This is a genomic window from Streptomyces sp. NPDC091289 (assembly GCF_044757365.1).
Lineage (GTDB): Bacteria > Actinomycetota > Actinomycetes > Streptomycetales > Streptomycetaceae > Streptomyces.
The window spans coordinates 1-12,389 of sequence record NZ_JBIVUT010000011.1; the positions used below are offsets into that span (position 1 = coordinate 1).

General features: G+C 69.2%; 11 protein-coding genes. 2 read left to right on the top strand and 9 right to left on the bottom strand.

All coding sequences use genetic code 11. From position 1 onward, the window contains the following. Positions 1-394: 394 nt before the first annotated feature. From ACIQPT_RS16050 to thyX, 3 genes are all read right to left on the bottom strand, one after another. Positions 395-2,080, bottom strand: a complete 1,686-nt coding sequence (locus ACIQPT_RS16050; RefSeq protein WP_032792692.1) for a ribonuclease J — start codon at positions 2,078-2,080, stop codon at positions 395-397. 130 nt (positions 2,081-2,210) lie between these two features. Beyond that, a complete protein-coding gene (dapA, locus tag ACIQPT_RS16055; RefSeq protein ID WP_030589914.1) occupies positions 2,211-3,110 on the bottom strand; it encodes a 4-hydroxy-tetrahydrodipicolinate synthase in 900 nt (299 codons plus the stop codon). 152 nt (positions 3,111-3,262) lie between these two features. Then, the gene (gene thyX / locus ACIQPT_RS16060; protein ID WP_401156375.1) at positions 3,263-4,000 is read right to left on the bottom strand and encodes an FAD-dependent thymidylate synthase; all 738 of its coding nucleotides are present in this window, start codon (positions 3,998-4,000) and stop codon (positions 3,263-3,265) included. A gap of 196 nt (positions 4,001-4,196) precedes the next feature. Between thyX and ACIQPT_RS16065 the strand changes: the two genes are divergently transcribed. Both ACIQPT_RS16065 and ACIQPT_RS16070 read left to right on the top strand, forming a co-directional pair. Next, positions 4,197-4,436, top strand: a complete 240-nt coding sequence (locus tag ACIQPT_RS16065; RefSeq protein ID WP_401156377.1) for a hypothetical protein — start codon at positions 4,197-4,199, stop codon at positions 4,434-4,436. Positions 4,437-4,530: 94 nt separating this feature from the next. Continuing rightward, a complete protein-coding gene (locus tag ACIQPT_RS16070) occupies positions 4,531-5,082 on the top strand; it encodes a hypothetical protein (RefSeq protein WP_401156378.1) in 552 nt (183 codons plus the stop codon). Between the two features lie 85 nt (positions 5,083-5,167). On the opposite strand, the gene ACIQPT_RS16075 is transcribed toward ACIQPT_RS16070, so the two are convergent. The 6 genes from ACIQPT_RS16075 to eccD form a co-directional block, all read right to left on the bottom strand. Beyond that, complete coding sequence (locus ACIQPT_RS16075; protein ID WP_401156379.1) at positions 5,168-5,620, bottom strand: hypothetical protein; 453 nt, start codon at positions 5,618-5,620, stop codon at positions 5,168-5,170. A gap of 11 nt (positions 5,621-5,631) precedes the next feature. Further along, positions 5,632-6,384: a 4-hydroxy-tetrahydrodipicolinate reductase gene (gene dapB / locus ACIQPT_RS16080; RefSeq protein ID WP_401156380.1), complete on the bottom strand. Its 753-nt coding sequence runs from the start codon at positions 6,382-6,384 to the stop codon at positions 5,632-5,634. A 25-nt stretch (positions 6,385-6,409) separates the two neighbouring features. Beyond that, complete coding sequence (locus ACIQPT_RS16085) at positions 6,410-7,789, bottom strand: M16 family metallopeptidase (protein WP_401156381.1); 1,380 nt, start codon at positions 7,787-7,789, stop codon at positions 6,410-6,412. Further along, on the bottom strand, positions 7,786-9,999 hold the full coding sequence (locus ACIQPT_RS16090; protein ID WP_069756832.1) for a polyribonucleotide nucleotidyltransferase: 2,214 nt from the start codon (positions 9,997-9,999) through the stop codon (positions 7,786-7,788). Before ACIQPT_RS16090 ends, ACIQPT_RS16085 begins: the two co-directional genes overlap by 4 nt. A 309-nt stretch (positions 10,000-10,308) precedes the next feature. Continuing rightward, on the bottom strand, positions 10,309-10,599 hold the full coding sequence (rpsO, locus tag ACIQPT_RS16095) for a 30S ribosomal protein S15 (RefSeq protein WP_003965855.1): 291 nt from the start codon (positions 10,597-10,599) through the stop codon (positions 10,309-10,311). A gap of 209 nt (positions 10,600-10,808) precedes the next feature. Continuing rightward, positions 10,809-12,281 (bottom strand): type VII secretion integral membrane protein EccD, encoded by a 1,473-nt coding sequence (gene eccD / locus ACIQPT_RS16100; protein WP_401156384.1) that lies wholly within the window; start codon positions 12,279-12,281, stop codon positions 10,809-10,811. Between the last annotated feature and the right edge of the window lie 108 nt (positions 12,282-12,389).

The window sequence follows — 12,389 nt, forward strand, 5'->3', positions numbered from 1 at the left end:
GTCCCGTTTCACCGGGGCCCTCCGGGCGCTTCCCTTCGTTCTTGCGTTTCCGACTCTATCAGACTCTTTCGTGTCCGATTCCCGGTCGAAGCGGGGTGCTTTCCAGGTTCTTCGCTTTCGCGTTTTCCCTTTCCGGCGGTTCCAACTTTACCAGACTCTTTTTCGTTCCGTTTCCGGTCCGAATTCGATTTCCGGTGGCCTGTGGAGTGGCCTTGCCTTTCGGCGGATCCGACTTTATCAGAGATTCTGAGTCGGAATTCCCGCCCCATCCGGGAGTCTTCAGGCGCACGAGTGCGCGCGGTGCTTCCCGTTCAGGCGGAGACGTAAACGTACTGGAGCGGGGCTCCCCGATGCAAATCGGGGGCCCCGCTCCAGGTCAGGCGGTCGGGAGGGGTCAGACCTCGACGACGACCGGAAGGATCATCGGGCGCCGGCGGTAGGTGTCGGACACCCACTTGCCGACGACGCGGCGAACCATCTGCTGGAGCTGGTGGGGCTCCATCACGCCGTCCTGGGCCGACTTGTCCAGGGCTTCCTGGATCTTCGGCGTGACCGCGACGAAGGCGCTGTCGTCGATGCCGGAGCCCCGGGCCTGGATGTGGGGGCCGCCCACGATCTTGCCGGAGGAGCTGTCGACCACGATGAAGACCGAGATGATGCCCTCGTCGCCGAGAATGCGGCGGTCCTTGAGGGAGGTCTCGGTGACGTCGCCGACGGAGAGGCCGTCGACGTAGACGTAACCCGCCTGGACCTTGCCGACGATCTTGGCCTTGCCGTCGATGAGGTCGACGACCACACCGTCCTCGGCGATGACGATGTGGTCCTTCGGCACGCCGGTGAGGGCGCCCAGTTCGGCGTTGGCGCGCAGGTGGCGCCATTCGCCGTGGACCGGCATCAGGTTCTTCGGCTTGCAGATGTTGTAGAAGTACAGCAGCTCGCCGGCCGAGGCGTGGCCCGAGACGTGGACCTTGGCGTTGCCCTTGTGGACGACGTTGGCGCCCCAGCGGGTCAGGCCGTTGATCACGCGGTAGACCGCGTTCTCGTTGCCGGGGATGAGGGACGACGCCAGGATCACCGTGTCGCCGGGAACGATCCGGATCTGGTGGTCGCGGTTGGCCATCCGGGAGAGGGCGGCCATCGGCTCGCCCTGCGAACCCGTGCAGACCAGCACGACCTCGTCGTCCGGGAGGTCGTCGAGGGTCTTGACGTCGACGACCAGTCCGGCGGGAACCTTCAGGTAGCCCAGGTCACGGGCGATGCCCATGTTGCGGACCATCGAGCGGCCGACGAAGGCGACCCTGCGGCCGTACTCGTGGGCGGCGTCCAGGATCTGCTGGATGCGGTGCACATGGCTGGCGAAGCTCGCCACGATGATGCGCTTCTGGGCGTTCGCGAAGACCGTGCGCAGGACGTTGGAGATGTCCCGCTCCGGCGGTACGAAGCCGGGAACCTCGGCGTTCGTGGAGTCGGAGAGGAGGAGGTCGATGCCCTCCTCGCTCAGCCGGGCGAACGCGTGCAGGTCGGTGAGACGGCCGTCCAGCGGAAGCTGGTCCATCTTGAAGTCACCGGTGGCCACGGCCATGCCCGCAGGGGTGCGGATGGCGACGGCCAGCGCGTCCGGGATCGAGTGGTTGACCGCGATGAACTCGCAGTCGAAGACGCCGATGCGCTCGCGCTGTCCCTCGGTGACCTCGAGGGTGTACGGACGGATCCGGTGCTCCTGGAGCTTCGCCTCGATGAGCGCGAGGGTCAGCTTCGAGCCGATGAGGGGGATGTCCGGCTTCAGGCGCAGCAGGTACGGGACACCACCGATGTGGTCCTCGTGGCCGTGCGTGAGGACGATGCCCTCGATGTCGTCCAGGCGGTCCCGGATCGTGGTGAAGTCCGGCAGGATCAGGTCGATGCCCGGCTGCTCCTCCTCCGGGAAGAGGACGCCACAGTCGACGATGAGCAGGCGGCCGCCGTACTCGAAGACCGTCATGTTGCGGCCGATCTCACCGAGGCCGCCGAGCGGGGTGACCCGCAGGGCGCCCTTCGGGAGCTTCGGCGGGGTACCGAGTTCAGGATGCGGATGACTCAAAAGACTCTCCTTACCACGCACGCCACGTACCGCTGAGGCACGTGGCGCGCATGTCATTCGTGCACTTGCTGTTGTCTTGGGGTGGTGCTCCATGCGAGTCGCCTCGCGTGTTCAGTTGTGAAGTCTGTGCTCAGAGCTGTACCCCGCCGGCGGCGAGATCGATCTTGAGCTGGGCCGTCTCCTGGGCGCTGAGCTCCACCAGCGGCAGGCGCAGCGGTCCGGCCGGGAGGCCCTGGAGGGTCAGGGCGGCCTTCGTGGTGATGACGCCCTGGGTGCGGAACATGCCGGTGAAGACCGGGAGCAGCTTCTGGTGGATCTCGGTGGCCTTCTGGACGTCGCCGCTCAGGTGCGCCTCGATCAGGGCCCGCAGGTCCGGGGTGACCATATGGCCGACCACGGAGACGAAGCCGACCGCGCCGACCGAGAGGAGCGGCAGGTTCAGCATGTCGTCGCCGGAGTACCAGGCGAGGCCCGACTCGGCGATGGCCCAGCTGGCGCGGCCCAGGTCTCCCTTGGCGTCCTTGTTCGCGACGATCCGCGGGTGGTCGGCCAGCCGGACGAGTGTCTCCGTGTCGATCGGCACCCCGCTGCGGCCGGGGATGTCGTACAGCATCACGGGCAGGCCGGTGGAGTCGGCGATGGCCGTGAAGTGCCGGAGCAGGCCCTCCTGCGGCGGCTTGTTGTAGTACGGCGTGACGGCGAGCAGGCCGTGGGCGCCGGTGCGCTCGGCCGTCCGGGCGAGCTCGACGCTGTGGCGGGTGTCGTTGGTGCCGATGCCGGCGACGACGTGCGCCCGGTCGCCGACCGCTTCGAGCACCGCCCGTACGAGCTGGTCCTTCTCCGTGTCACTGGTGGTCGGGGACTCACCGGTGGTGCCGTTGACGATCAGGCCGTCATTGCCTGCGTCCACCAGGTGGGCGGCGAGCCGCTGGGCGCCGTCGAGGTCGAGAGCGCCGTCCGCCGTGAAGGGCGTGACCATAGCGGTGAGGACCCGCCCGAAGGGGGTCTGCGGAGTGGAGATCGGAGCCATGGGTAACACGCTACTCGCTGCTCAGCGCGCGGGGTCCCCTCGGGGGGACGGGGAAGAGGAGCCCGGCACTGCCTGCTCGGGGGTTCAAGCAGTGCCGGGTCCGTTTGATCAGCCTAGATGAACTTCTCGAACCGCCGCAATACGGACACCGCCTACGGGGCTACGCGTCCATTTTTGTTGAAGGCCGCATGAGTGAGTGGCATGAGCCGCTCCCAGTGGGCTTCCATCTGCTCGCCGACCATCTCGATCTCGCGCTGCGGGAAGGACGGGACCGTCGCCAGCTCGTGCTGGGTGCGCAGGCCGAGGAAGTGCATCAGGGAGCGTGCGTTGCAGGTGGCGTACATCGAGGAGAACAGGCCGACCGGCAGGACCGCGCGGGCGACCTCGCGGGCCACGCCCTCCGCCAGCATCTCCTGGTAGGCCGCGTAGGAGGCCCGGTAGGACTCCTCCATGGCGCGGGTGGTGACGTCGTACTGCTCCTCGGTGCCCTCGACGAAGACGTACTTGCCGGGGCGGCCCTGCTGGACCAGCTTGCGGGAGGTCCCGGGGACGTAGAAGACCGGCTCCAGCTCCCTGTAGCGGCCCGATTCCTCGTTGTACGACCAGCCGACGCGGTGCCGCATGAACTCGCGGAACACGAAGATCGGGGCGCTGATGAAGAACGTCATCGAGTTGTGCTCGAACGGGCTGCCGTGCCGGTCCCGCATGAGGTAGTTGATGAGCCCCTTGGAGCGCTCGGGGTCCTTGGTGACCTCTTCGAGCGACTGCTCGCCGGCCGTGGAGACCCGGGCGGCGAACAGCACGTCCGCGTCGCGCGCGTCGCTCTTCACCAGCTCGACGGTGACGTCACTGCGGAAGTGGGGCTTTGCGGGTTCGGGGGTGTCGGTCACCGACAGGGGTCCTTCCAGGGGCTTCGCTCGGGCGGCGACCACTTTACGGGCCGAAGGACCGTGCATGTACGTCGCGGTCCCGGGCAGCCGTTCGTGGAGTTCCCCCAACAAGTACGGCGATTCGGGCACCGATTCGGGCTGTCGTACGTCTGACTCAATAGCAGCACCCGTCATGCAGATCAAGGAGAGTTTCCTCATGTTCCGCCGGCGTGAAGCCGTCCCGTTCTCGTTCGTCGCCGAGTCCGACCGATTCCGCAGTAATGTCACTCCCCCTCCCTCCGCGCGCGTCACCGTTCCCGAGCTGCTGGGGCGGTCCCTCGTCGGGCTGACCGTGGTCGCCGGTCTCGTGGGCTCCCTGCTGCTGGGGCTCCCGGCTCTCGACGCCGAGCAGTCCCCCGCGCACGGCAAGCAGTCCGAAGCGTCGCAGGGCCGCTGACTCGTACGGACCCCCTGGGGTGGTCGGGCCGGTGGCACCCTCGGTAGCCTCACCGGGCACAGCAATCGAGCGTGCTTGTGAGTGAGGATGAGTCGTGCCCCTGCCCTTTCTGACGGCCGACCGCGCATTCGACGCGAGCGCGGAGGACGTCGCGCTGCCGTTCGACGACCACGACAGCTGGCGGCGGCCCTACCGCCCCGGCCCGTGGCGGGTCGCGGCGGCGGCCACCCTGTTGTTGCTGGCCTCGTTCGTTCTGCTCGCGGCCATGATCATCGGTGTGGCCGGAGCGCCTTCGGGCGCCACCGTGTGTCTCGCCCTGGCCGGCGCCGTCATCGCCGCCGCCCTGCGGCTGCTGCGGGTCGGCGCGTGGGTCAGCCGCCACGGTGTGCGGCGCGTCGCCTTCTTCCGGACCACCACGGTGGCCTGGAGCGGCACGTCGGCGGTGCGTACGGTCCAGCAGCCCGTGAAGTGGATGGGCCTTCCCCGTACGGTCCAGGGCCAGGCGCTCGTCGTGGTCCGGCGGAGCGGTGAGACGCTGCCGCCGCTGGCCACCGACCACAACGCGGACTTCCTCGGGCGTGAGGAAGCGTTTGAGCGGGCCACGGATGCGGTGGAGGCCTGGGCGGACGAGTATCGGCAGGGGTGAGTTGCTGCCTGCCGTCGCCTGTACGTGAGTGAGCCCGGACCCATGTGGGTGCCGGGCTCACTTGCGTGCGGGTTGAAAGATGTCCTCAAACGCCGGACGGGCTTGATTGGTGCAGGGCGATTGCCCTCTGCATCGCCTTGCGGGCTCTCGGGGTGTCTCTCGCGTCCTGGTAGGCGACCGCCAGCCTGAACCAGGTGCGCCAGTCGTCCGGGGCGTCCTCGGTCTCCTCGCGGCGCTGGGTGAAGACCGCGTCGGCGGCGTCCCGGTCGATTCGGCCGGACGGCGTGCGGGCCAGGTCGTCGACCGGCAGGCCGCCCTCCGCGTCCAGCTCGGCCGCCAGCGCGTTGGCGCGGCGGACGAACTGGGTGTTCTTCCAGAGGAACCAGACGCCGATCACCGGCAGGATCAGCACGGCGACGCCGAACGTGACGGTGATCAGCGTGCCGTGCCGGATGAGCATCAGTCCTCGGCTGCCGACCAGGACGAAGTAGAAGACCAGGACGGCGGCCGTGACGAAGTAGGTGATCTTTGCGCGCATGGTGGGCTCAGTCAGTTCAGGTCGAGGAAGTGTTCCAGGCCGAACGTGAGGCCGGGAGTGGTCACCACGCGGCGGACCCCGAGCAGGATGCCCGGCATGAAGCTGCTGTGGTGGAGGGAGTCGTGGCGGATGGTGAGGGTCTCGCCCTCGCCGCCGAGGAGCACTTCCTGGTGGGCCAGCAGGCCGCGGAGGCGGATCGCGTGGACCGGGACGCCGTCGACGTCCGCGCCGCGCGCGCCGTCCAGGGCGGTGGTGGTGGCGTCCGGCTGGGGTGCGCTGCCCGCCTTGGCGCGGGCCGCCGCGATGAGCTGGGCGGTGCGGGTGGCGGTGCCGGAGGGGGCGTCGACCTTGTTGGGGTGGTGCAGTTCGACGACCTCGACGGACTCGAAGTAGCGGGCGGCCTGTTCCGCGAACTTCATGGTCAGGACGGCGCCGATGGAGAAGTTCGGGGCGATCAGGACGCCCGTCCCCGGGGAGTCGTCCAGCCAGGTGGTCAGCTGCGCGAGCCGTTCGTCGGTCCAGCCCGTGGTGCCGACGACGGCGTGGATGCCGTGCCGGACGCAGAAGTCGAGGTTGTCCATCACCGATGCGGGAGTGGTCAGCTCGACGACGGCCTGGGCGCCCGCGTCGGTGAGGGTCTCCAGCTGGTCTCCCCGGCCCAGGGCCGCCACCAGCTCCAGGTCGTCGGCGGCCTCGATCGCCCGTACGGCCTCGGAGCCGATGCGGCCCTTCGCACCGAGAACGGCTACGCGCAGCTTGCTCATTGTGATTCCTTGAGGGATTAAGGGATTAGGAGACCGCTTCGTCGAGGCGGTCCGCCTGCTTGTCCTTGAGCGGGCCGATGACCGAGAGCGAGGGGCGGTGGGTGAGGAGTTCGCCCGCCACCTCCCGTACGTCGTCGGGGGTGACCTCCGCGATGCGGGCCAGCATGTCGTCGACCGACATCTGCTCGCCCCAGCACAGCTCGCTCTTGCCGATACGGTTCATCAGCGCGCCGGTGTCCTCCAGGCCGAGGACGGTGGACCCGGAGAGCTGCCCGATGGCGCGGGCGACCTCGTCGTCGTCCAGACCGTGGGTGGCGACCCGGTCCAGTTCGTCGCGGCAGATCTTCAGGACGTCGTGGACCTGGCTGGGCCGGCAGCCCGCGTACACCCCGAAGAGGCCGCAGTCGGCGAAGCCGGAGGTGTACGAGTACACGCTGTAGGCCAGGCCGCGCTTCTCCCGGACCTCCTGGAAGAGGCGGGAGCTCATACCGCCGCCGAGGGCCGTGTTGAGGACGCCGAGGGCCCAGCGGCGCTCATCCGTGCGGGCGAGGCCGGGCATGCCGAGGACCACATGGGCCTGCTCGGTCTTGCGGTTCAGCAGCTCCACCTTGCCCGCGGTGCGCAGGGTGCGGGAGCCCTCGCGGGGCGCCATGGGCACCGCGTCCGTACGGGAGAGGGCGCCGGCCTTCTCGAAGGCCTTGCGGACCTGGCGTACGACCGTGGCGTGGTCGACGTTGCCCGCGGCGGCGACGACCAGGTGCGTGGGGTCGTAGTGCTTCTTGTAGAAGCGGGCGATCTGGCCCCGGTTCAGTGCGTTGATCGTGTCGACGGTGCCGAGGACCGGGCGGCCGAGGGGGGTGTCGCCGAGCATGGTGTGCGCGAACAGGTCGTGCACGCAGTCGCCCGGGTCGTCCTCGGTCATCGCGATCTCTTCGAGGATGACGCCGCGCTCGGCGTCGACGTCCTCGGAGGCGATCAGCGAGCCGGTCAGCATGTCGCAGACGACGTCGATGGCCAGCGGCAGGTCGGTGTCCAGGACCCGCGCGTAGTAGCAGGTGTACTCCTTCGCCGTGAAGGCGTTCATCTCGCCGCCGACCGCGTCGATCGCGGAGGAGATGTCGAGGGCGGTGCGCTTCGCGGTGCCCTTGAAGAGGAGGTGTTCGAGGTAGTGGGTCGCGCCGTTCAGGGTGGGCGTCTCGTCGCGGGAACCGACGTTGGCCCAGATGCCGAAGGTGGCGGACCGGACGGAGGGCAGGGTCTCGGTGACGATCCGCAGACCGCCGGGGAGGACGGTCCGGCGGACCGTTCCGATGCCGTTGCTGCCCTTGAGAAGCGTTTGGGTACGGGCGACGGCCCGCGCCTCCGAGGAGGTGCGGGCCGTCGTCGCGGAACTACGGGACGTCACTTGTCGGTGTCGTCCTTCTTCTCGTCCTCTTCACCCTCGACGACCGGGATCAGGGAGAGCTTGCCGCGGGAGTCGATCTCGGCGATCTCGACCTGGACCTTGGCGCCGACCGCGAGCACGTCCTCGACGTTCTCCACGCGCTTGCCACCGGCGAGCTTGCGGATCTGCGAGATGTGCAGCAGGCCGTCCTTGCCCGGCATGAGCGAGACGAACGCACCGAAGGTGGTGGTCTTGACGACCGTACCCAGGTAGCGCTCGCCGACCTCCGGCATGGTCGGGTTGGCGATCGCGTTGATCGTGGCGCGGGCTGCCTCGGCCTGCGAACCCTGCTGGGCACCGATGTAGATGGTGCCGTCGTCCTCGATCGTGATGTCGGCGCCGGTGTCCTCCTGGATCTGGTTGATCATCTTGCCCTTGGGGCCGATGACCTCACCGATCTTGTCCACCGGGATCTTGACGGTGATGATCCGCGGGGCGTTCGGGGACATCTCGTCCGGGACGTCGATGGCCTCGTTCATGACGTCCAGGATGTGCAGACGCGCGTCACGGGCCTGCTTCAGCGCGGCGGCCAGGACCGAGGCGGGGATGCCGTCGAGCTTGGTGTCGAGCTGGAGCGCGGTCACGAACTGCTTCGTGCCGGCGACCTTGAAGTCCATGTCGCCGAAGGCGTCCTCCGCACCGAGGATGTCGGTGAGGGCGACGTAGTGGGTCTTGCCGTCGATCTCCTGCGAGATCAGGCCCATGGCGATACCGGCGACGGCGGCCTTGAGGGGCACACCGGCGTTCAGCAGCGACATGGTGGAGGCGCAGACCGAGCCCATGGACGTCGAGCCGTTGGAGCCCAGCGCCTCGGAGACCTGGCGGATCGCGTAGGGGAACTCCTCGCGCGACGGCAGCACCGGCACGATGGCGCGCTCGGCGAGCGCTCCGTGGCCGATCTCGCGGCGCTTGGGCGAGCCCACGCGGCCGGTCTCGCCGACGGAGTACGGCGGGAAGTTGTAGTTGTGCATGTAGCGCTTGCGGGTCACCGGGGAGAGGGTGTCCAGCTGCTGCTCCATCCGGAGCATGTTGAGGGTGGTGACGCCCAGGATCTGGGTCTCGCCACGCTCGAACAGCGCCGAGCCGTGCACGCGCGGGATGGCCTCGACCTCGGCGGCGAGCGTACGGATGTCCGTGACGCCACGGCCGTCGATGCGGACCTTGTCCTTGATGACGCGCTCGCGGACCAGCTTCTTGGTCAGCGCGCGGTACGCGGCGGAGATTTCCTTCTCGCGGCCCTCGAAGGCCGGGAGCAGCTTCTCGGCGGCGATCTCCTTGACGCGGTCCAGCTCGGCCTCGCGGTCCTGCTTGCCGGCGATGGTGAGCGCCTGCGTCAGCTCGGAGGTGACGGCCTTGGAGAGCGCCTCGAAGACGTCGTCCTGGTAGTCCAGGAAGACCGGGAACTCGCCGACCGGCTTGGCGGCCTTGGAGGCGAGGTCGGACTGGGCCTTGCAGAGCGCCTTGATGAAGGGCTTCGCGGCGTCCAGACCAGCGGCGACGATCTCCTCGGTGGGAGCCTCGGCGCCGTCCTTGACGAGCTGGATGGTCTTCTCGGTGGCCTCGGCCTCGACCATCATGATCGCGACGTCGCCGTCCTCCAGGACGCGACCGGCGACGACCATGTCGAAGACGGCGTCCTCGAGCTCGGTGTGCGTCGGGAACGCGACCCACTGGCCCTTGATCAGGGCGACGCGGGTGGCGCCGATCGGGCCGGAGAAGGGCAGGCCCGCCAGGATGGTGGAGCAGGAGGCGGCGTTGATCGCGACCACGTCGTACAGGTGGTCGGGGTTGAGCGCCATGATCGTCTCGACGATCTGGATCTCGTTGCGCAGGCCCTTCTTGAAGGAGGGGCGCAGCGGGCGGTCGATCAGGCGGCAGGTGAGGATCGCGTCCTCGGAGGGCCGGCCCTCACGACGGAAGAAGGAGCCGGGGATCTTGCCGGCCGCGTACTGCCGCTCCTCGACGTCCACCGTGAGGGGGAAGAAGTCGAGGTTGTCCTTGGGCCGCTTGGAAGCGGTGGTGGCCGACAGCACCATGGTGTCGTCGTCCAGATACGCGACGGCGGAGCCGGCGGCCTGCTTGGCCAGGCGGCCCGTCTCGAAGCGGATGGTGCGGGTGCCGAAGGTTCCGTTGTCGATAACGGCCTCGGCGTAGTGGGTCTCGTTCTCCACTAGTGATTTCTCCATACTCGTCGTCTTTCGTCCTCCCGCCCGTGTGGCGGGGGACGGTGCGGGAGAGGCGCACCGTGGATGCGGGCCGGTCTTCGATCGAAGCTCCCGGGCATGTTCCCGGGGGCCACTACCGAGGACCGGCGGCGGCGTCGTCGCGCCTCTCCCTCGTCCTGCGTGTCGTGCGTGTTCGTCGCACTGGTCGTGCGGGTGTCGCTACACCCAGGTTACTGAGCTTGACACCGGTCGTGCACGTACGGCAAAGGGAGCGGTCCCCTCAAACGCGGGAACCGCTCCCTTTCCACAGCGTTCTTACTTGGCGCCGCCGGCCGCGCCACGGCGGATGCCGAGGCGGTCGACGAGCGCACGGAAGCGCTGGATGTCCTTCTTGGCCAGGTACTGCAGGAGGCGGCGACGCTGGCCGACCAGGATCAGCAGACCACGACGGGAGTGGTGGTCGTGCTTGTGCGTCTTGAGGTGCTCCGTCAGGTCCGAGATCCGGCGGGAGAGCATGGCGACCTGGACCTCGGGGGATCCGGTGTCACCCTCCTTCTGGGCGAACTCGGACATGATCTGCTTCTTCGTAGCGGCGTCGAGCGGCACGCGTACTCCTCTTGATGTTCGAAGCGCCCACAAGTGCCCCTGGTCTTGATCTCAGGGGAGCTTCCGTGACTCGGAGGCGAAGGTCCGATGAGCGCAGCCCCCAGGATGATCCGAGGACGCGTACACAAACGGCCACTGGACAGAGTACCAGCCATTCGGGTCACGCCCCGCCGGTGGCCGGGCGTGACGGGCCGGCGATCCGGCGACGGTCAGCTGGTGAGGGCGCGGGCCCGGACGAAGACGTCGAGGACCGCCAGGCAGAGCGGGACCAGCGAGAGCAGCACCACGCTCTCGGTCAGGTCGAGGAGGCGGCCCCAGAACGGCGAGAGCCCCTTGCGCGGGATGACCAGGCCGATCGCGGTGAGCAGGGCGGCTCCGGCGGCGACGGCGGCGGAGAGCCAGATCGTACGGATGTCCAGGGCGCCGCGGTCGCCGTAGCGGACCAGCTCGTGGACGAGGTCGGTCGGCGGGTTCAGGGAGAGGCCGAGGACGAGGAGTCCGATGGCCCCGATGCCGGCCACCAGGACGCAGGCGACCTGGGAGGTGTAGCGGAAGAGCCGGGCGCGCAGCAGCATGGCGAGGCCCGCGGTCAGGGCGAGGACCTGGCCCCAGATGTTGTCGGAGAAGCCGAGGACGGCGGCCGAGCCGACGACCACGGCCGCGCAGCCGCCGACGAGGCCGAGGAGCATCTCGTGGCCGCGGCGGGCCTGGGCGGCGATGCGGTCGGCGTCGACGGGCTCCGGGTCGCCCTCGGGCGTGTCCGGGGCGGTGTCGTCGTAGCCGGCCGGAGCGGTGCGCGGCGAGGCGTAGCCGATGGGCAGGCGCGCGAAGCGTGCGGAGAGGCCGGGCAGGAAGGCGACGAGGCCGAGGGCGACGGGCGCGCAGACGGCGGCGGCCTCGGTGGCGGAGGCCTCGGTGAGGATCGCGACGAAGGTGGCGAGCGTGCCGACGGTGGCCAGGAAGGTGGTCGCGACGAAGGGCGCGTCGCCGCTGGGGGTCAGGGCGACCAGGACCACCGAGGCGATGAGCACGGCGACGCAGCCGAGCAGGAACTGCAGGCGGCCGGGCCCCTGGCCGGCGTCCGGGCCGATGATTCCGGAGCCGGCGATGAGGACGAGCGGGAGGGCGCCGAGGCCGAGGGCGACGGCGGTGGAGCGGTCGCCGTAGACCCGGGCGCGCACTCCGGCGAAGGCGGTGAGGAGCAGCCCGGCGGATCCCGCGATGATGCCGGGCAGGCTGTGCATGTCGTGGCGCACCGGGTCGGCGAACCAGATCACGAAGGCCATCAGGACGAGCAGCAGGACGCCGCCGACCAGGCCCGCGCCGCGCAGGAGTTCGTCGCTCCACAGGTGGCGGTCGCGGGTGACGGCGGAGGCGACGGCGTCGGAGACGTCGTCGAAGACCGCGGGCGGCAGCGACTGGGCGAAGGGGCGCAGGCTGAGGATCTCGCCGTCGAGGACCTGCTGGGCGCCGAGGGTGCGGGCGCTGTCGAGGACCGTGCCGTCGCGGCGGACGAGGTGGTAGCCGGTCGGTGTTCCGGCGGCCTGGGTCTGGCCCGTGAGACGCAGGATCTCGGGGTAGACGTCGGCGACGGCGATGTCCTCGGGCAGGGCGACGTCGATCCGGCTGTCGGGTGCCACGACGGTGACGCGGCAGAAGCCCGTCGCTGCGGTCGTACTCACGTGTCTGGTCCCCCTGATTCGCGGTTGCGCACGGTGCGCGCGCCACCCTACCGGGAGGGGGCCGGACGACCTGCAAGTAGGATCGCCGTCGCGCGCACGGAAGTTGTG